Consider the following 19,594-nt stretch of genomic DNA (forward strand, 5'->3'; position numbering starts at 1 on the left):
GCGGCCTCACCTGCCCGGGGCCCCCGGGCGGGTGAGGCATCGAGGCGTCCGCAGGGCGAGACCTGCTCTCGGCAGCGTCACCGCCGGCGGGCTAGGGTCGGCGGCGAGACACGGGGTGCCCTGTACCGAGCAGGGCTGAGATCACACCCGTCGAACCTGATCTCGTTCGTACGAGCGAAGGGATGTCCGCCATGACGTCTGCCCTGCCCACCGACCTCGCCGCCGCATGTGGCGCGGCCCTCGACGAGCTGCGACGGCGTACCCCGCTCGTGCAGTGCCTGACGAACGAGGTCACGACGAACCTCGTCGCCAACGCGCTGCTCGCGATCGGCGCGTCCCCCGCGATGGCGAGCGTGCCGGGGGAGGCCGAGGAGCTCGCGGGCGCCGCGGGCGCCGTCCTGGTCAACCTCGGGACGCCGGGGCCGGACCAGCGTGCGTGCCTCGCCCCGACGGTCGCGGCTGCCGCGGGGGCTGGTGTGCCGTGGGTGCTCGACCCGGTCGCGGTCGGTGTCCTGTCGGTCCGGACGCGGCTGGCCGGCCACCTGCTCGGCGAGCGTCCGGCCGTGGTGCGCGGCAACGCCAGCGAGGTCCGCGCGCTCGCGGGCTTCGTCTCCGCCGGTCGCGGTGTCGACGCGCGCGACGACGTCGACACCAGCGCCGACGCCGCCGACGCCCTCGCGCGGCGCACCGGCGGGGTCGTCGCGGTGTCCGGGCCGGTCGACCTCGTCACCGACGGCATCACGCACGTGCGGCTCGCGGTCGGTGACCGGCTCCTGACGACGATCACCGGGTCCGGGTGCGCGCTGGGCGGTCTCGTCGCGGCCTTCACGTCGGTCGCGCCGCCGCTGACCGCGGCCGTCGCGGCGTCGGCGGCCCTGGGGCTCGCCGCCGAGCGCGCGGTGATCGACGCGCGCGGCCCCGCGTCGTTCCAGGTCGGGCTCCTCGACGAGCTGTACCTGCTGACCCCGGACGACCTCGCGTGCCGCGTCGCGGCCGCGCAGCGGATCGGCGTGCCGGCATGAGCGCGCTGCCCGCGGGCATCTACCTCGTCCTGGACGCCGACGTGTGCGGACGTGCCGGACACCGTCCCGCGGACGTCGCGGGCGCTGCGGTCCGTGCCGGTGTCGGCACCGTCCAGGTGCGCGCCAAGCGGGCGACCGCCCGTGAGCTCGTCGCGCTGACCGTCTCGGTGGCCGACGCGCTGCGCCTCGCGGGTCCCGCGGTGCTCGTCGTGGACGACCGCGTCGACGTCGCGCTCGCGGCGCGGGCGCGCGGCGCCCACGTCGACGGTGTGCACGTGGGGAGGCGTGACCTCGAGGTCGACGACGCGCGCGCGCTGCTCGGTCCGGACGCCCTGGTGGGCGCCTCGGCGGCACTGCCCGAGCACGTCCGGGCGGTCGCGGGCGCCGACTACCTGGGGTCGGGTCCCCTGCGGCTCACGCCCACCAAGCCCGAGGCGGGGCCGGCGATCGGGGTCGCCGGGGCGCGAGCGGCGGTCGTCGCGTCCGGCGGTCGTCCCGTCGTGGCCATCGGCGGCCTCGGCGCGGCGGACGCACCGGCGCTGCGCGCTGCCGGGGTGCACGCCATGGCCGTCGTCGGCGCCGTGTGCGGTGCCACGGACCCCGGTGGGGCCGCCGCGCGGCTGGTCGAGGCATGGGACCGCGCCGCGGCGCCGGCGGTGGCCCGGTGAGCGCCGCACCGGCCGCGCCCGCGACCGGCGCGCGCCTCACGGGCAGCCGCGTGCGCGTGCTGTCGGTCGCGGGCACCGACCCGACGGGCGGTGCCGGTGTCCACGCCGACCTGAAGTCGTTCGCCGCGCACGGCGCGTACGGCATGGCCGTGGTGACCGCGCTCGTCGCGCAGAACACGCACGGGGTGCGGGAGGTGCACGTCCCCGGCGTCGACTTCCTGCGCGCCCAGCTCGACGCCGTGAGCGACGACGTCGTGGTGGACGCGGTGAAGATCGGCATGCTCGGCACGCGCGCCGTGGCCGACGAGGTCGCCGCCTGGCTGGCCCGCACCCGGCCCCCGGTCGTTGTTCTCGACCCCGTCATGGTCGCGAGCAGCGGGGACCGGTTGCTCGACGCGGACGCCGAGGACGCCGTGCGGCGGCTGGTCGCGCTCGCGGACCTGGTGACGCCGAACCTGCCTGAGCTCGGCGTGCTGCTCGGTGAGCCCGCCGCGACGACGTGGCCGGGCGCGGTCGACCAGGCCCGGCGGCTCGCGCACCGGTCGGGCGTGACGGTGCTGCTCAAGGGCGGCCACCTCGCCGGGGACGCGAGCCCGGACGCGGTCGTCGGTCCGACGACGGTGACCGAGCTCGGCGGGGCGCGCGTGCGCACGACCAGCACGCACGGCACGGGCTGCTCGCTGTCGGCCGCCGTCGCGGCGCTGCGCCCACGACGGCCCGACTGGGTGGCGGCGGCCCGGGAGGCGAAGGAGTGGCTCACCGGCGCCATCGCCGCCGGCGAGGCCCTCGCGGTCGGGTCGGGGCGGGGGCCTGTCGACCACCTGCACCACGCGCCGACACTGGGTGCGCGCCCGTTCAGCGTCGACGCGTGGGAGCGGGCGGCCGGACTGCGCGGCGCGTGCGACGACCTGCCGTTCGTGCGCGGGCTGGCCGACGGGACGCTGCCCGTGGACGACTTCGAGGCCTACCTGCACCAGGACGCGCTGTACCTCGCGCAGTACTCCCGGGTGCTCGCCCGGGCGAGCCAGCTCGCGCCCGGCCCCGCGGCCCAGGTGTTCTTCGCGCAGGGCGCGGCGCGGTGCCTCGACGTCGAGGCCCGGCTGCACGAGGAGCGGCTCACCGGCAGCGGCAGGTCCGGTCCGGCGAGCCCTGCGACCACCGCCTATGTCGACCACCTGCTGGCGGTCGCCGCGACGGGGTCGTACGCCGAGGTCGTCGCCGCGGTGCTGCCGTGCTACGTCCTGTACGCGGACCTGGGCGCGCGCATCCTGGCGCGCGCGGGCCACCTGGGTGCGCACCCGTACGGCGACTGGGTCGCCACCTACGGGGACCCCGCCTTCGCGGCGGCGGCCGACCGTGCCTCCGACCTCGCCGACGCCGCCGCGCGTGAGGTGGGTGCGGTGACCCGCGCACGCATGCTCGCCGCGTACGCGGCGTCGTGCGCGCACGAGGTCGCCTTCTTCGACCAGGTGCGTGCGCGCCCGCTCGCGCCCGTCGGGTGACGCGGGACGAGGCGGCGCCGGACGGGTGACGGGGGTGCCACGGGCCTGGCAGGGTGTCCGCCGTGGATGACCTGACTCCGCGTCCGCGGTGGGCCGACGTGCGCGCCGTCGTGTTCGACGTCGGCGAGACGCTCGTGGACGAGACGCGCGCGTGGGTGCAGGTCGCCGGGGAGGTGGGTGTGCCGCCCCTTGCCCTCATGGCGGTGCTCGGGGCGCTGGCCGAGCGCGACGAGCCGCACAGCCACGTGTGGCGGCACGTCGGTGTCGATCCGCCGTCGACCGCCCCGGAGATCCGGCCGGACGACCTCTACCCCGACGCGCTGCCGACCTTGCGGGCGCTGCGGGCCGCGGGATACCTCGTCGCGGTCGCTGGCAACCAGCCGGCGCGCGCCGAGCACCAGCTGCGGGCCGCCGGTGTCGAGGTGGACCTGCTGGCGACCTCGGCTCGCTGGGGAGTGGCCAAGCCCTCTCCGCAGTTCTTCGCCCGCGTCGTGACGGACCTCGGTGTGCCCGCACCCGACGTGCTCTACGTGGGCGACCGGCTCGACAACGACGTCCTGCCGGCGCGTGCCGCAGGCATGCGCACGGCGCTCGTGCGGCGCGGCCCGTGGGGTCATGTCCACGCCCGGCGCCCCGACGCCGCGCTCGCGGACGTGCGCGTGGACTCGTTGCGCGAGCTCGTCTCCCTCATGCTCGGCGTCCGGTGAGCCCGCAGGGTGGACCGCGCCGACGGGTGGGACGCCGTCAGCAGGAGCCGTCGGTGCACACCTCGCCCGCAGGTGCGACGACCAGCGGGTTGGCCTCGCGCCAGCCCGCGTCGAGCAGCTGGGAGAACACCTCGGCGGGCTGCGCACCGGACACCGCGTACCGGCGGTCGACCACGAAGAACGGCACGCCGGTGACCCCGAGCGTGCGCGCCGTCGCCAGGTCGTCCCGGACGTCGTCCGCCGCGGCGTCGCCCTGCAGCGCAGCCGCGACACGGGCGTCGTCCCACCCGTGCACGGCGAACCCGGCCTGCCGGGCGATCGCGCCGAGCGCGCCGGGCGCGCCGAGGTCGGCGCCCTCCTCGAAGTGCGCCGAGAACAGCGTCTCCATGGTCGCGTCGACCAGCGGGGCGCCGCCCGCCTCACGGGCGAGGTGCAGCAGCCGGTGGGCGTCGAACGTGTTGAAGGCGAGCGTCGCGTCGAAGTCGTAGTGCAGCCCGTCCGCGGCACCGACCGCGGCGACGCGCGCGAACATCTCCTCGACCCGGTCCCGCGGCAGGCCCTTGGCGGCCACGAGCGCGTCGATCTCGGGGCGGCCGGGCCCCGTCGGTGTCTCGGGGGACAGCTGGTACGAGCGCCACACGACCTCGACGTGGTCGCGGTGCGGGAACGCGCGCAGCGCGGTGGCGAACCGGCGCTTGCCGATCCAGCACCAGGGGCAGGCGACGTCGGACCAGACCTCGACGGTTACGGTGCGGGGAGGGGAGGCGAACGTGGGGGCGTCGAGCGTCACGGGAGCAGCAGGACCTTTCCGGTGGTGGCACGCCCCTCGAGGGTGCGGTGGGCGTCGGCGGCGTCCGCCAGGGGGTAGGTGGCTCCGACGTGGACGTCGAGGGCGCCAGCGGTGACGGCCTCGAAGAGCTCGCCCGCCCGCCAGAGCAGCTCCTCGCGCGTGGCGGTGTAGTGGGCGATCGTCGGGCGCGTGACGAAGACCGACCCGGCGGCGTTGAGGCGCTGGAGGTCGACCGGGGGCACCTGGCCCGAGGAGCCACCGAACAGCACGAGCGTGCCCCGGCGGGCCAGCGACGCGAGGGACGCGTCGAACGTGTCCTTGCCGACCCCGTCGTAGGCGACGTGCACGCCGCGACCGCCGGTCAGGTCCCGCACGAGGGCCGGGAGCTCGGTGGTCAGGTCCGACAGCTCGCGGTAGCGGATGACGTCGGACGCACCGGCGGCACGCGCCAGGTGCTCCTTCTCGACGGACCCGACGGTCGAGACGACGCGGGCGCCACGCGCCGCGGCCAGCTGGGTCAGCAGCAGCCCGACGCCCCCGGCACCCGCGTGCAGCAGCACGTCGTGACCCTCCTCGACGGGGAAGGTCGAGGAGACGAGGTAGTGCGCGGTGATGCCCTGCATCGGCAGCGCGGCCGCGGTGGCGTCGTCCACGCCCGGCGGGACGGGCAGCGCGTCGGCCTCGCGGACGGCGACCAGCTCCGCGTAGGAGCCCTCGGCGGACGCCCACGCGACGCGGTCCCCGGGCGCGAGCGTGGTGACGTCCGAGCCGACCGCGACGACCTCACCGGCGCCCTCGGACCCCACGACATGAGGAAACGGCATACGGTAGATCCCGCCGCGACGGTAGGTGTCGATGAAGTTGACGCCGGCCGCCGCGACGCGCACGAGCACCTCGTCGGGTCGCGGCTCAGGGTCCGGGACGTCTCTGACCTGCAGGACCTCGGGGCCACCGGCGTGGGTGGCGATGACGGCGCGCATGCCAGCCGCAACCGTGCGAGGTGAGTCGACTGTTCCCGTTTCTCCTTGGTATTTGTCTGCACTCGACTGTATGTTCATGCACATGACGTTCACGGTGGCGGTGGCCGGGGCCAGCGGATACGCCGGCGGGGAGATCCTGCGGCTGCTGCTCGACCACCCGCAGGCACGCATCGGCACGCTCACGGCGCACTCCAACGCGGGGACGCCGCTCGGGGCGCACCACCCGCACCTCGTGGAGCTCGCCGACCGCGTCCTGGAGCCCACGACCGCGCAGGCGCTCGCCGGCCACGACGTCGTCGTGCTCGCGCTGCCGCACGGTGCCAGCGGGCAGGTCGCGGCCGAGCTCGAGGCGCTCGGTGAGGACCCGGTGGTCCTCGACCTCGGGGCGGACCACCGCCTGGTCGAGGCCGCCGACTGGGAGGCGTACTACGGCAGCCCCCACGCGGGCACCTGGACGTACGGGTTGCCCGAGCTCGTGGTCGCGCAGTCGATGACCCGCCAGCGCGAGCTCCTCGCCGGGGCGCGCCGCATCGCCGTGCCGGGGTGCAACGTCACTGCCGTCACCCTCGGCCTGCAGCCCGGCGTCGCGGCCGGTCTGCTCGACACCACCGACCTCGTCGCCGTCCTGGCCGTCGGCTACTCCGGTGCCGGCAAGTCGCTGAAGCCGCACCTGCTGGCCTCCGAGGCGCTCGGCGCCGCGGTGCCGTACGCGGTGGGCGGCAGCCACCGGCACATCCCCGAGCTCGCGCAGAACCTGCGCAGCGCCGGCGCCTCGGACGTGCGCACCTCCTTCACGCCCGTGCTGGTGCCGATGTCCCGCGGCATCCTCGCGACGGCCACCGCACGGCTCGCGCCGGGCGTGACGGTCGACGACGAGCAGCTGCGCGCGGCGTGGCGCGCCGCGTACGCGGACGAGCCGTTCGTGCGGGTGCTGCCCGCCGGCCAGTGGCCGACCACCGCGTCGACCACCGGGGCAAACACCGCGCTGGTGCAGGTCGCGTACGACGCCCGTGCGGGCCGCGTCGTGACGGTCACCGCCATCGACAACCTCGTCAAGGGCACCGCCGGCGGTGCCGTCCAGTCCCTCAACCTCGCGCTCGGCCTGCCGGAGACCCTCGGCCTGCCGCGGAACGGAGTCGCCCCGTGACCGACCACCTCGGTGCCGCCCTTGCCGGCACGTCGCCCGGCACGTCGCCCGGGGTGACCGCGGCGGCCGGGTTCCGTGCCTCGGGCGTGACGGCCGGGCTCAAGGCGTCCGGGACGCCGGACATGGCGCTGGTCGTCAACGACGGCCCGCGGCAGGCCGGCGCGGCGGTGTTCACCACCAACCGCGTGGTCGGTGCGCCCGTGGTGTGGTCCCGGCAGGTCGTCACCGACGGCGTCGTCTCCGCCGTCGTCCTCAACTCCGGCGGCGCCAACGTCAGCACGGGGCCCGAGGGCTTCCTCGACTCCCACATGACGGCCGAGCGCGTCGCGTCGGCGCTCGGCGTCTCCGCGGGTGACGTCGTGGTGTGCTCCACCGGGCTCATCGGCGAGCGGCTGCCGCGCGAGGTCCTGCTGACCGGCGTCGACCTCGCCGCCGCCGCCCTGGGGGACGACGGGCTCGCCGCCGCGACGGCGATCATGACGACCGACTCGGTGGCCAAGACCGCGCACGTCACGGTGCAGACGCCGGACGGATCGTTCACGGTCGGAGGCATGGCCAAGGGCGCGGGCATGCTCGCCCCGGCGCTCGCGACCATGCTGTGCGTCCTCACCACCGACGCCGACGTCGAGGCCCCGGTGCTCGACTCGGTGCTGCGCTCGGCGACGGCGCGGACGTTCGACCGCGTGGACTCCGACGGCTGCATGTCGACGTCGGACACGGTCACGCTGCTCGCCTCGGGTGCGTCGGGCGTCACACCGTCGCGGGACGTGCTCGCGGACGCCGTGCTGCGGGTGTGCGCCTCGCTCGCGCGCCAGCTCGTGGCCGATGCCGAGGGGGCGTCGCACGACGTCGCCGTCCACGTGGTGCACGCCACCGACGAGTCGGCCGCGCTCGCGGTCGCCCGGGCCGTCACGCGGTCCAACCTCTTCAAGGCCGCGATCTTCGGCAACGACCCCAACTGGGGCCGCGTGCTCGCGCAGGCCGGCACGGTGCCCGAGGCGGTCGCGCCGTTCGACCCCGAGGCCGTCGACGTGTCGATGAACGGTGTCATGGTCTGCCGGGCCGGCCGCCCGCACGCCGACCGCACGGAGGTCGACCTCGCTGCGGACCGCGAGGTGCACGTCGTGGTCGACCTGCACGCCGGCGACGCCGCCGCGACCGTGTGGTCCAACGACCTCACGCACGAGTACGTCCACGAGAACAGCGCCTACTCCACATGAGCGGTCCCGACGTGAACCTTCCCTCCGTGCCCGACGACTTCGTCTTCGACACGCGCACCGACCTGCGCGCCGACCAGAAGGCCGAGGTCCTCGTCGAGGCGCTGCCCTGGCTCCAGCAGTTCGCCGGCGCGCTCGTCGTGGTCAAGTACGGCGGCAACGCCATGATCGACGACACGCTCAAGCGGGCGTTCGCGGAGGACATGGTCTTCCTGCGGCAGGTCGGCCTGCGGCCCGTCGTCGTGCACGGTGGCGGTCCCCAGATCAACGCGATGCTCGACCGCCTCGACATCGCCAGCGAGTTCCGCGGCGGGCTGCGCGTGACGACGCCCGAGGCCATGGACGTGGTGCGGATGGTGCTCACCGGCCAGGTCTCGCGCGAGCTCGTCGGCCTGCTCAACGCCCACGCGCCCCACGCCGTCGGCCTGTCGGGCGAGGACGCCGGGCTCTTCCAGGCGCGCCGCCGCACCGCCGTGGTCGACGGGCACGAGGTCGACGTCGGCCTCGTCGGTGACGTCGTGCACGTCAACCCCGGGGCCGTCCTCGACCTGCTCGACGCGGGGCGGATCCCCGTGGTCTCGACCGTCGCGCCGGACATCGACGACCCCACCCAGGTGCTCAACGTCAACGCGGACACCGCGGCGGCGGCGCTGGCCGTCGCGCTCGGGGCGCGCAAGCTCATCATCCTCACGGACGTCGAGGGCCTGTACACCGACTGGCCGGACCGCTCGACGCTCGTGCGGCGCATCCGCGCGTCCGCCCTGGCCGAGCTCCTGCCGCGCCTCGACTCCGGCATGCGTCCGAAGATGGAGGCCTGCTGGCGAGCGGTCGAGGGCGGTGTGCCGCGCGCGCACGTCATCGACGGCCGAGCGACCCACTCGATCCTCGTCGAGGTCTTCACGTCCGAGGGCGTCGGCACCATGGTGCTGCCCGACACCGACCCCGACGGCCACCCGTCGACCGTGCCCGTGCGGGCGGTCCGGCTGGCCGGCGACGACCAGGAGGCGACGCCGTGAGCGCGACCCAGGACGTGACCGTGACCAGCCCGGGCACCCCCCGGCACCGCGCACCCGGGACGGACGACGCGCTGCCGCTGCCCGCCGCCGACGGCTCGGTGGCGCAGTGGACCGCGCGCTACACGCACGCGGTGATGGACACGTTCGGCCCGCCGCAGCGCGTGCTGGTCCGCGGGGAGGGACCGTACGTGTGGGACGCGGACGGCGTGCGGTACCTCGACCTGCTCGGCGGCATCGCGGTCAACTCGCTGGGTCACGCGCACCCGACGCTCACCGCCGCGATCAGCGCCCAGCTGGGCACCCTGGGCCACATCTCCAACTTCTTCGCCAGCCCGACGCAGATCGCGCTGGCCGAGCGGCTGCTCGCGATCGCGGACGCACCCGAGGGCTCCCGCGTCTTCCTCACCAGCTCCGGCACCGAGGCGACGGAGGCCGCGCTGAAGCTCACGCGTCGCCACTCGGCCGGCGCCCGCCCACGCGTCCTCGCGCTGGAGGGCGCGTTCCACGGCCGCTCGATGGGTGCCCTGTCGCTGACGCACAAGCAGGCGTACCGCGAGCCGTTCGAGCCGCTGCCGCCGGGTGTGGAGTTCCTGCCCTTCGGTGACGCGGACGCGCTGCGTGCCGCGTTCGCGCACGGCGGTGACGAGGTCGCGGCGCTGGTCGTCGAGCCCATCCAGGGTGAGGCGGGCGTGCGGCCGCTGCCGCCGGGGTACCTGGCGCTGGCGCGCGAGCTGACCACCGCGCACGGCGCGCTGCTGGTCCTCGACGAGGTGCAGACCGGCATGGGACGCACGGGACGCTGGTTCGCCCACCAGCACCCGCACATCGGCGGCGGCGTCCGCCCCGACGTGGTCACGGTGGCCAAGGGGCTCGGCGCCGGGTTCCCGGTGGGCGCCGCGATCGCGTACGGGCCGCAGGCGGCGGAGCTGCTGGGTCGCGGCCAGCACGGCACGACCTTCGGCGGCAACCCGGTCGCCGCGGCGGCCGCGCTCGCGACCATCGGCGTCATCGAGCGCGACGGCCTGCTCGACCACGTGACCGGGCTGGGGGAGCGGCTGCGCGAGCGCCTGCGCTCGACCGGCAACCCGCTGGTGCGTGAGGTCCGGGGCGAGGGGCTGCTCGTCGCCGTCGAGCTCGACCGGCCCGTCGCGGCACGGGTCGCGGCCGACGCGCTCGCGGCCGGGTTCATCGTCAACCCGTGCACGCCCACCACGCTGCGCCTCGCACCCCCGTTCGTCCTGACGGACGACCAGGTGCAGCCGTTCGTCGACCTGGTCGCCGCGCTGCCGGCCGACCTCGCCCCCGAGGAGACCGCGTGACCCGGCACTTCCTGCGCGACGACGACCTGACCCCCCGGGAGCAGGCCGAGGTCCTCGAGCTCGCGCTCGCGTTCCGCGACGACCGGTTCATCCGCACACCGCTGGCGGGCCCCCGCGCGATCGCCGTCATCTTCGACAAGCCGACCCTGCGCACGCAGGTGAGCTTCCTGACCGGCATCGCCGAGCTCGGCGGCTACCCGCTGCCGGTGGACGGCAACCTGGCACGCATCGGCGTGCGCGAGTCGATCGCTGACACCGCCCGGGTGCTCGGGCGCCAGGTGGCGGCGATCGTCTGGCGCACGCACGCGCAGACGCGCCTGGAGGAGATGGCGGACGTCGCCGGCGTGCCGGTCGTCAACGCGCTCACGGACGAGTTCCACCCCTGCCAGGTGCTGGCCGACCTCACGACGCTCGCGCAGCACCGAGGCGGCGTGGCGTCGTTGCCCGGCACGACGCTGGCGTACGTCGGCGACGGGGCGAACAACATGGCGCACTCCTACCTGCTGGGCGGCGCGACCGCGGGCATGCACGTGCGCATCGGCACGCCCACCGGCACGCTGCCGGACCCCGAGGTCCTCGAGCGCGCGGCGCAGGTGGCGGCGGGCACCGGTGGCTCGGTCGCCGTCGTGCACGACCTGGCGGCGGCCGTGGCGGGTGCCGACGTGGTCGCCACGGACACGTGGACGTCGATGGGCCAGGAGGACGAGGCCGACGACCGGGAGCACCGGTTCGACGCCTTCCGGCTCGACGCGGCCGCGCTGGCGCTCGCGGCTCCCGGTGCGCTCGTCCTGCACTGCCTGCCGGCGTACCGCGGCAAGGAGATCACCTCCGAGGTGCTCGACGGGCCGCAGTCGGTGGTCTGGGACGAGGCCGAGAACCGGTTGCACGCGCAGAAGGCGCTGCTGGCCTTCCTGCTGGAGCGGTCGTGAGCACGCCCACCGTGGCGGCCACCAAGGCGGCCCGGCACGCGCTGATCCGGACGCTGCTGCAGCACGGCACGGTGCACTCGCAGGGCGAGCTGGCCGCGCTGCTGGCCGACGAGGGCGTCACGGTCACGCAGGCGACGCTGAGCCGCGACCTGGTCGAGCTCCGCGCCGTGCGGATCCGCACCGCGTCGGGCTCCCTGGTCTACGCGGTACCGGGGGAGGGCGGGGACCGGACCCCCACCACCACGGACACCGAGCAGCTCGCGGCGCGCCTGGCGCGCCTGTGCGCCGAGCTCCTCGTCGCGGCGGAGGCGTCGGGCAACCTCGTCGTGCTCCGCACGCCGCCCGGCGCGGCCCAGTTCCTCGCGTCGGCCATCGACCACTCGGTGCTGCCCACGGTGCTGGGCACCATCGCGGGGGACGACACGGTGCTGGTGATCTCCCGCGACCCGCAGGGCGGGGACGCCGTGGCCGCCCGCTTCCTCGCGCTCGCGGGCGAGGGCTGAGACGAGTTATGCATAGGTCCGCAGTTGCATGTATGTTCATGCACGCGAACCTCGAGAAGGAGAGAACCTGACATGACCGAACGCGTCGTCCTCGCGTACTCCGGTGGCCTGGACACCTCGGTGGGCATCGGCTGGGTCGCGGAGGCCACCGGTGCCGAGGTGATCGCCGTGGCCGTCGACGTCGGCCAGGGCGGTGAGGACCTCGAGGTCATCCGGCGCCGTGCGCTGGACTGCGGCGCCGTCGAGGCGTACGTCGCCGACGCGCGCGACGAGTTCGCCACCGAGTACTGCATGCCGGCGCTCAAGGCCAACGGCCTGTACCTCGACCGGTACCCGCTGGTCTCGGCGCTGTCGCGCCCGGTCATCGTCAAGCACCTCGTGCGGGCGGCGCGGCAGTTCGGCGCCACGACGGTCGCCCACGGCTGCACGGGCAAGGGCAACGACCAGGTCCGCTTCGAGGTCGGCATCACCTCTCTCGCGCCCGACCTCAAGTGCCTCGCCCCGGTCCGGGACCTGGCGCTGACGCGGGACAAGGCGATCGAGTACGCCGAGAAGCACAGCCTCCCGATCGCGACCACCAAGCACAACCCGTTCTCGATCGACCAGAACGTGTGGGGCCGCGCGGTCGAGACCGGGTTCCTCGAGGACATCTGGAACGCGCCGACCAAGGACGTCTACACCTACACGGACGACCCGACGTTCCCGCCGGTCGCCGACGAGGTCGTCGTGCGGTTCGAGCAGGGCGTGCCCGTCGCGCTCGACGAGGTGCCCGTCACCCCGCTGCAGGCGATCCAGGAGATGAACCGCCGCGCCGGCGCGCAGGGGGTCGGCCGCATCGACATCGTCGAGGACCGCCTGGTCGGCATCAAGTCGCGCGAGGTCTACGAGGCCCCCGGCGCGATCGCGCTCATCGCGGCGCACCAGGAGCTCGAGAACGTCACCGTCGAGCGCGAGCAGGCCCGCTTCAAGCGCGGCGTCGAGCAGCGCTGGACCGAGCTGGTCTACGACGGCCAGTGGTTCTCGCCGCTCAAGCGCTCGCTGGACGTCTTCATCGACGACACGCAGCGGTACGTCTCCGGCGACGTCCGGATCGTCCTGCACGGCGGCCGCGCGACGGTCACCGGCCGGCGCTCGGACTCCAGCCTGTACGACTTCAACCTCGCGACGTACGACTCGGGCGACACGTTCGACCAGTCCGCCGCACGTGGCTTCATCGAGATCTACGGGCTGAGCTCCAAGCTCGCCGCGGCCCGCGACGTCCGGTTCGGCAACGCCCCCGACCTGGGGACGCAGGGAGGCATCGACGCGTGAGCGACCAGCCCGGCCCGCTCGCGCTGTGGGGCGGACGCTTCGCGTCCGGCCCCGCGGCGGCCCTCGCCGACCTCTCGCGCTCGACGCAGTTCGACTGGCGCCTCGCCGACGACGACATCACCGGCTCGGTGGCGCACGCCCACGTGCTGCACGCGGCCGGGCTGCTGTCGGACGACGAGGTCGCCGGCATGGTCGACGCCCTCGAGCGGCTGCGTGCCGACGTCGCGTCGGGGGCGTTCGGGCCCCTGCCCGACGACGAGGACGTGCACACCGCGCTCGAGCGGGGGCTCATCGAGCGGGCCGGGGTCGACCTCGGTGGCAAGCTGCGGGCCGGGCGCTCGCGCAACGACCAGATCGCGACGCTGGTCCGCATGTACCTGCGTCGTCAGTCGCGCGTGCTGTCAGGGCTGGTGCTCGACGTCGTCGACGCGCTCGTCGCGCAGGCTCAGGCCGTCGGGGACGCCCCGATGCCGGGTCGCACCCACCTGCAGCACGCCCAGCCGGTGCTGCTCGCGCACCACCTGCTCGCGCACGCGTGGCCGCTGCTGCGCGACGTCGAGCGCTGGGCCGACTGGGACGCACGCGCCGCACGCTCGCCGTACGGCTCCGGTGCCCTGGCCGGCTCGTCGCTGGGCCTGGACCCGGCGGCGGTCGCGGCCGAGCTCGGCTTCGCCGGGCCCGTCGAGAACTCGATCGACGGCACCGCCTCGCGCGACGTCGTCGCGGAGTTCGCGTTCGTCGCCGCGATGACGGGTGTCGACCTGTCCCGCCTCGCGGAGGACGTGGTGCTGTGGGCGACCAAGGAGTTCGGGTTCGTGCGCCTGCACGACGCGTACTCCACGGGGTCGAGCATCATGCCGCAGAAGAAGAACCCGGACGTCGCCGAGCTCGCGCGCGGCAAGGCCGGGCGCCTCGTCGGCGACCTCACGGGCCTGCTGACCACGTTGAAGGGCCTGCCGCTCGCGTACAACCGCGACCTGCAGGAGGACAAGGAGCCGGTCTTCGACCAGGTCGACCAGCTCACCGTCCTGCTGCCGGCGTTCGCGGGCATGGTCGCCACACTGACGTTCGACACCGACCGCATGGCCGCGCTGGCGCCGCAGGGCTTCTCCCTGGCCACCGACATCGCCGAGTGGCTGGTGCGTCAGGGCGTCCCGTTCCGCGTCGCTCACGAGGTCGCCGGCGCGTGCGTCCGCACGTGCGAGGAGCGCGGCATCGAGCTGTGGGACCTGTCGGACACGGACCTCGCGGGCATCAGCGAGCACCTGACGCCCGATGTGCGTGCGGTGCTCTCGGTCGAGGGCTCGCTGGCGTCCCGTGACGCCGTCGGTGGTACGGCACCGGTGCGCGTGGCCGAGCAGCTCGCCGCCGCGCGCGAGCGCAGCGCCGCCCTGCGCGCACAGCGGGCCTGAGCGCACCGGCACGCGGGCGGGACGACGTGACGCCGGGTGCCGATGTCGTCGTGGCCCGGGCGCTCGCCGCCCCGCCGCGGCTCGGCCGCGTGCGGCTGGTGTGCGTCGACGGACCCGCCGGGTCGGGCAAGACGACGACGGCCGCCCGCGTCGCCGCGCTCGTCGGGGAGACGGGCGCACGGGTCGCGGTCGTGCACCTCGACGACCTGTACGACGGGTGGGGCGGGCTCGAGGGCACGCTCTGGCCGCGGCTGTCGGCGCAGGTGCTCGAACCGCTGCGGCGTGGTCTGCCCGGACGCTTCCAGCGCTACGACTGGTCCGCGGGCGCGTTCACCGACTGGGTCGACGTCCCGGTCCCCGACGTGCTGGTCGTCGAGGGGTGCGGGTCGGCGCGTCGCGCGGTCGACGGGCTCGTGTCGGTGCGCGTCTGGGTGTGCGCACCCGACGACGTGCGGCTGGCGCGCGGCCTGGCCCGCGACGGCGAGGCGGCACGGGCGCACTGGACGGCGTGGATGGCCGACGAGCGCGCGCACTTCGAGCGGGAGCGCACGCGGGAGCGCGCCGACGTCCGGCTCGACGGCGACGGGCGTGCCGTCGGTCCGGCGCCGGACGTCCCCGCGCCGGACGTCCCCGCGCCGGGACCGACCGGTTTGGCATGATGGCCGCGTGCACCTCGAGACGCCCGCGACGGGTCGGCCGGACGACGGCATCGTCCCCGGCACCGGCGTGGTGCCCGCGCGCAGCTGGTACGCGCGCGATCCCCTCGCTGTCGCACGCGACCTGCTCGGAGCCTTCGTGACGGCGCGCAGCCCCGAGGGCCCGGTCACCGTGCGCCTGACCGAGGTCGAGGCGTACGGCGGCGAGGACGACCCGGGCTCGCACGCCTTCCGCGGGCGGACGGCCCGCAACGCGGCCATGTTCGCCGAGCCCGGGCGTCTGTACGTGTACCGGCACATGGGGCTGCACCACTGCGTCAACGTGGTGACCGAGCAGGCGGGCCGGGCGTCGGCCGTGCTGCTGCGCGCCGGCGAGGTCGTGGAGGGCGTCGAGCTCGCCTGGGCGCGACGCGCGAGCGCCGGCGTCGTCGACAACGAGCGCCAGCTCGCCCGCGGCCCGGCACGCCTGGCGGTGTGCCTGGGCCTGGATCTCGCGGCCAACGGGGCCGACCTCACGGAGCCCGGCGGCCCGGTGCTCGTGCGCAAGCGCGACGTCGCGGTGACGCAGTCCCCGGTCGCGGCCGGGCCACGCGTCGGGGTGTCGGGCGTCGGTGGCGACGCCGCGGTGCACCCGTGGCGTCTGTGGCTGACGGGCGAGCCGACCGTCTCGGCCTACCGCCCCGCGTATCGGTCGCCGGCGTCGGCAGACGCCCCTCCCGGGGCGACGACGTCGGCCTGACCCGGGTGCACACCCCCTCGTCGTGCCCCACCCCCTCGTCCCGCGCCGCCGTGCGGCGTCCGACCCCGTACCGCCGTGCCGCCCGTCCCGCGGGTGCGCCGGCCCCCGATCGACGGAGACCCCTGTGACCGACATCCTCGACGAGCTCGCCTGGCGCGGGCTCCTCGCGCAGCACACCGACCTCGACGCGCTCCGGGCCGAGCTGGCCGCCGGGCCCGTCTCGCTCTACTGCGGGTTCGACCCCACGGCCCCGTCGCTGCACATCGGCAACCTCGTCCAGATCCTCACGGTGCGGCGCCTGCAGGACGCGGGCCACCGCCCCTTCGCCCTCGTCGGCGGCGCCACCGGTCTCATCGGGGACCCCAAGATGACGGGGGAGCGCACGCTCAACTCTCCTGACGTGGTCGCCGGCTGGGTCGAGCGGATCCGCGCCCAGATCGCACCCCTGCTGCGGTTCGAGGGCGCCAACGCCGCCACGATGGTCAACAACCTCGACTGGACGTCGGGCCTGTCGGCCATCGACTTCCTGCGGGACGTCGGCAAGCACTACCGGCTGGGCACGATGCTCGCCAAGGACACGGTGGCCCGCCGGCTGCACAGCGACCAGGGGATCAGCTTCACCGAGTTCAGCTACCAGATCCTGCAGGGGATGGACTACCTCGAGCTCTTCCGCCGGCACGGTGTGCGGCTGCAGACCGGGGGCAACGACCAGTGGGGGAACCTGCTGTCCGGCGTCGAGCTGGTGCGCAAGGTGGAGGCCACGGGGGTGCACGCCCTGACGACGCCGTTGATCACCAAGGCGGACGGCACGAAGTTCGGCAAGACGGAGTCGGGCACGGTGTGGCTGGACCCGGCCATGACCACGCCGTACGCCTTCTACCAGTTCTGGCTCAACGTGGACGACACCGACGTCGTGGGGTACCTCAAGGTGTTCACGTTCCGCACGCGGGAGCAGATCGCCGAGCTCGAGCAGGCGGTCGCCGAGCGCCCGGCGGCGCGTGAGGCGCAGCGCGCGCTCGCCCACGACGTGACGGCGCTGGTGCACGGGGAGCAGGCGGCGGAGGCCGTGATCGCCGCGAGCCAGGCGCTGTTCGGCCGGGGGGAGCTGGGGGCGCTCGACGCCGGCACGCTCGGGGCGGCCGTCGCCGAGCTGCCGACGGCACGCGGCGCGGTCGGTGACCCGATCGTCGACCTCCTGGCGGCCTCCGGGGTGGTGGCGAGCAAGGCGGCCGCGCGCCGGGCGGTCGCCGAGGGCGGCGCGTCGGTCAACAACGTGCGCGTCGCGTCGGAGGACGCCACGCTCACCGCCGACCAGCTGCTGCACGGCCGGTGGGCCGTGCTGCGACGGGGCAAGCGGACCCTGGCCGTGGTCGACGTGCAGGCACCCGACCCCGCGGCCTGAGCCCTGGGTGGGCGGCGCCGTGCACGTGCACGGCGCCGCCCACCAGCGGCTCCCGGCTCGCTGACCTGCGGAGATGACGACCGGGGGGCCGGCGAGCACGCGGTGGTCGGCGTCACACTCTCGCGGATTTGACCGCCCGCGCGGGACCCGCGTAATGTTCTCCGAGCCCGCCCAGCAGGGAGGAACGGACACCGAGCAGTCGTTCGGTGGTCGGTCCCCGCAGGAGCTGGGCATCTCCCGCATGGTGGTTCTCGGCGCTCAGCGCGTCGGGTAGAGTCGTGCGGCGGCGTTCGCCAGGGCCTGGATCACCACGGTGGTCAGGGGCGCGGAGAACGCCTGGTAGATTGAAGATCGAACAAAGCCTCCTGCGAAAGCGCGAAAGCGTTGACGAGGATGCGCGTCTGTTCCTTGAGAACTCAACAGTGTGCCAAGTAGTCGATGCCATGTTTGTGGTGTCGATCCTGGCTGGGTCCACCCCGTGGGTCTGGTCAGGGATGATGCCAGTTGATGCCCCTCTTTTGGGGGGTTCTTTGTGTGTCTGTTGCTCGCCGGTTTCGGTCGGTGGGTGGCTGTTTGACATTCACGGAGAGTTTGATTCTGGCTCAGGACGAACGCTGGCGGCGTGCTTAACACATGCAAGTCGAACGGTGAAGGTCAGCTTGCTGACCGGATCAGTGGCGAACGGGTGAGTAACACGTGAGCAACCTACCCTTCACTCTGGGATAAGCCTTGGAAACGAGGTCTAATACCGGATACGAGACGCACGGGCATCTGTAGCGTCTGGAAAGATTTATCGGTGGGGGATGGGCTCGCGGCCTATCAGCTTGTTGGTGGGGTAATGGCCTACCAAGGCGACGACGGGTAGCCGGCCTGAGAGGGCGACCGGCCACACTGGGACTGAGACACGGCCCAGACTCCTACGGGAGGCAGCAGTGGGGAATATTGCACAATGGGCGAAAGCCTGATGCAGCGACGCCGCGTGCGGGATGACGGCCTTCGGGTTGTAAACCGCTTTCAGCAGGGAAGAAGCGAAAGTGACGGTACCTGCAGAAGAAGCGCCGGCTAACTACGTGCCAGCAGCCGCGGTAATACGTAGGGCGCAAGCGTTGTCCGGAATTATTGGGCGTAAAGAGCTCGTAGGCGGTTTGTCGCGTCTGCTGTGAAAACCTCAGGCTCAACCTGGGGCTTGCAGTGGGTACGGGCAGACTAGAGTGCGGTAGGGGTGACTGGAATTCCTGGTGTAGCGGTGGAATGCGCAGATATCAGGAGGAACACCGATGGCGAAGGCAGGTCACTGGGCCGCAACTGACGCTGAGGAGCGAAAGCATGGGGAGCGAACAGGATTAGATACCCTGGTAGTCCATGCCGTAAACGTTGGGCACTAGGTGTGGGGTCCATTCCACGGATTCCGTGCCGCAGCAAACGCATTAAGTGCCCCGCCTGGGGAGTACGGCCGCAAGGCTAAAACTCAAAGAAATTGACGGGGGCCCGCACAAGCGGCGGAGCATGCGGATTAATTCGATGCAACGCGAAGAACCTTACCAAGGCTTGACATACACCGGAAACGTGCAGAGATGTGCGCCCCGCAAGGTCGGTGTACAGGTGGTGCATGGTTGTCGTCAGCTCGTGTCGTGAGATGTTGGGTTAAGTCCCGCAACGAGCGCAACCCTCGTCCCATGTTGCCAGCGGGTTATGCCGGGGACTCATGGGAGACTGCCGGGGTCAACTCGGAGGAAGGTGGGGATGACGTCAAATCATCATGCCCCTTATGTCTTGGGCTTCACGCATGCTACAATGGCCGGTACAAAGGGCTGCGATACCGCGAGGTGGAGCGAATCCCAAAAAGCCGGTCTCAGTTCGGATTGGGGTCTGCAACTCGACCCCATGAAGTCGGAGTCGCTAGTAATCGCAGATCAGCAACGCTGCGGTGAATACGTTCCCGGGCCTTGTACACACCGCCCGTCAAGTCATGAAAGTCGGTAACACCCGAAGCCGATGGCCCAACCTTTTGGGGGGAGTCGTCGAAGGTGGGACTGGCGATTAGGACTAAGTCGTAACAAGGTAGCCGTACCGGAAGGTGCGGCTGGATCACCTCCTTTCTAAGGAGCATCTGGCATCACGTCGTCCTGTCATGGGGTGGTGGTGGTGTCCAGGCCCACGCTCGGTCCGAATGCGGCCGGGGTGGTGCTCACGGGTGGAACATCGACTACTGGCCGGCTCGTTGGGTCGGTGGCTTTCTAGTACGCCTGCAGCTTGTCTGTGGGGAGGGAACGA

Annotated in this window: 17 protein-coding genes, 1 rRNA gene and 1 riboswitch; of the genes, 16 read left to right on the forward strand and 2 right to left on the reverse strand. The window is 73.4% G+C overall.

Annotation, left to right across the window (positions count from 1 at the left end; translation table 11 throughout):
* Positions 1 to 101: 101 nt before the first annotated feature.
* A riboswitch (TPP riboswitch) is annotated at positions 102 to 200 on the forward strand.
* From thiM to KG103_RS08235, 4 genes are all read left to right on the forward strand, one after another.
* Positions 192 to 1,022 (forward strand): hydroxyethylthiazole kinase, encoded by an 831-nt coding sequence (gene thiM, locus KG103_RS08220; RefSeq protein ID WP_207341303.1) that lies wholly within the window; start codon positions 192 to 194, stop codon positions 1,020 to 1,022. (Overlaps the previous riboswitch by 9 nt.)
* The gene (locus tag KG103_RS08225; protein ID WP_207341302.1) at positions 1,019 to 1,690 is read left to right on the forward strand and encodes a thiamine phosphate synthase; all 672 of its coding nucleotides are present in this window, start codon (positions 1,019 to 1,021) and stop codon (positions 1,688 to 1,690) included. The genes thiM and KG103_RS08225 overlap by 4 nt, the downstream gene beginning before the upstream one ends.
* Complete coding sequence (gene thiD, locus KG103_RS08230) at positions 1,687 to 3,192, forward strand: bifunctional hydroxymethylpyrimidine kinase/phosphomethylpyrimidine kinase (protein WP_372434911.1); 1,506 nt, start codon at positions 1,687 to 1,689, stop codon at positions 3,190 to 3,192. The genes KG103_RS08225 and thiD overlap by 4 nt, the downstream gene beginning before the upstream one ends.
* 62 nt (positions 3,193 to 3,254) lie before the next feature.
* On the forward strand, positions 3,255 to 3,899 hold the full coding sequence (locus tag KG103_RS08235) for an HAD family hydrolase (protein WP_249670856.1): 645 nt from the start codon (positions 3,255 to 3,257) through the stop codon (positions 3,897 to 3,899).
* 37 nt (positions 3,900 to 3,936) lie between these two features.
* Here KG103_RS08235 and KG103_RS08240 read toward each other — a convergent pair whose 3' ends face one another.
* On the reverse strand, positions 3,937 to 4,689 hold the full coding sequence (locus KG103_RS08240) for a DsbA family oxidoreductase (protein ID WP_207341300.1): 753 nt from the start codon (positions 4,687 to 4,689) through the stop codon (positions 3,937 to 3,939).
* Positions 4,686 to 5,669: a quinone oxidoreductase family protein gene (locus KG103_RS08245; protein WP_207341299.1), complete on the reverse strand. Its 984-nt coding sequence runs from the start codon at positions 5,667 to 5,669 to the stop codon at positions 4,686 to 4,688. Before KG103_RS08245 ends, KG103_RS08240 begins: the two co-directional genes overlap by 4 nt.
* A gap of 76 nt (positions 5,670 to 5,745) precedes the next feature.
* On the opposite strand from KG103_RS08245, the gene argC reads away from it, so the two are divergent.
* From argC to KG103_RS08305, 12 genes are all read left to right on the forward strand, one after another.
* Positions 5,746 to 6,816, forward strand: a complete 1,071-nt coding sequence (argC, locus tag KG103_RS08250; protein ID WP_243656479.1) for an N-acetyl-gamma-glutamyl-phosphate reductase — start codon at positions 5,746 to 5,748, stop codon at positions 6,814 to 6,816.
* Positions 6,813 to 8,036: a bifunctional glutamate N-acetyltransferase/amino-acid acetyltransferase ArgJ gene (gene argJ, locus KG103_RS08255; RefSeq protein WP_207341298.1), complete on the forward strand. Its 1,224-nt coding sequence runs from the start codon at positions 6,813 to 6,815 to the stop codon at positions 8,034 to 8,036. Before argC ends, argJ begins: the two co-directional genes overlap by 4 nt.
* Positions 8,033 to 9,049: an acetylglutamate kinase gene (gene argB / locus KG103_RS08260; protein WP_207341297.1), complete on the forward strand. Its 1,017-nt coding sequence runs from the start codon at positions 8,033 to 8,035 to the stop codon at positions 9,047 to 9,049. Before argJ ends, argB begins: the two co-directional genes overlap by 4 nt.
* A complete protein-coding gene (locus KG103_RS08265; RefSeq protein ID WP_372434910.1) occupies positions 9,046 to 10,368 on the forward strand; it encodes an acetylornithine transaminase in 1,323 nt (440 codons plus the stop codon). Before argB ends, KG103_RS08265 begins: the two co-directional genes overlap by 4 nt.
* Entirely contained in the window at positions 10,365 to 11,297 is a 933-nt protein-coding gene (argF, locus tag KG103_RS08270; protein ID WP_207341296.1) for an ornithine carbamoyltransferase, read from the forward strand. Before KG103_RS08265 ends, argF begins: the two co-directional genes overlap by 4 nt.
* Positions 11,294 to 11,800, forward strand: a complete 507-nt coding sequence (locus KG103_RS08275) for an arginine repressor (protein WP_207341295.1) — start codon at positions 11,294 to 11,296, stop codon at positions 11,798 to 11,800. The genes argF and KG103_RS08275 overlap by 4 nt, the downstream gene beginning before the upstream one ends.
* A gap of 72 nt (positions 11,801 to 11,872) precedes the next feature.
* Positions 11,873 to 13,111 (forward strand): argininosuccinate synthase, encoded by a 1,239-nt coding sequence (locus tag KG103_RS08280; protein WP_207341294.1) that lies wholly within the window; start codon positions 11,873 to 11,875, stop codon positions 13,109 to 13,111.
* The gene (gene argH / locus KG103_RS08285) at positions 13,108 to 14,523 is read left to right on the forward strand and encodes an argininosuccinate lyase (RefSeq protein WP_207341293.1); all 1,416 of its coding nucleotides are present in this window, start codon (positions 13,108 to 13,110) and stop codon (positions 14,521 to 14,523) included. Before KG103_RS08280 ends, argH begins: the two co-directional genes overlap by 4 nt.
* 26 nt (positions 14,524 to 14,549) lie before the next feature.
* The gene (locus KG103_RS08290) at positions 14,550 to 15,182 is read left to right on the forward strand and encodes a uridine kinase family protein (RefSeq protein ID WP_249670857.1); all 633 of its coding nucleotides are present in this window, start codon (positions 14,550 to 14,552) and stop codon (positions 15,180 to 15,182) included.
* A 7-nt stretch (positions 15,183 to 15,189) separates the two neighbouring features.
* Positions 15,190 to 15,918, forward strand: coding sequence for a DNA-3-methyladenine glycosylase (locus KG103_RS08295; RefSeq protein WP_207341292.1), 729 nt, complete (start codon positions 15,190 to 15,192; stop codon positions 15,916 to 15,918).
* 124 nt (positions 15,919 to 16,042) lie between these two features.
* Positions 16,043 to 17,320: a tyrosine--tRNA ligase gene (gene tyrS / locus KG103_RS08300; protein ID WP_207341291.1), complete on the forward strand. Its 1,278-nt coding sequence runs from the start codon at positions 16,043 to 16,045 to the stop codon at positions 17,318 to 17,320.
* A gap of 579 nt (positions 17,321 to 17,899) precedes the next feature.
* Positions 17,900 to 19,419: ribosomal RNA gene (locus tag KG103_RS08305) — 16S ribosomal RNA — on the forward strand.
* The last annotated feature ends 175 nt before the right edge of the window (positions 19,420 to 19,594 follow it).

The sequence above is a fragment of the Cellulomonas wangleii genome, from assembly GCF_018388445.1.
Classification (GTDB): Bacteria; Actinomycetota; Actinomycetes; order Actinomycetales; family Cellulomonadaceae; genus Cellulomonas; species Cellulomonas wangleii.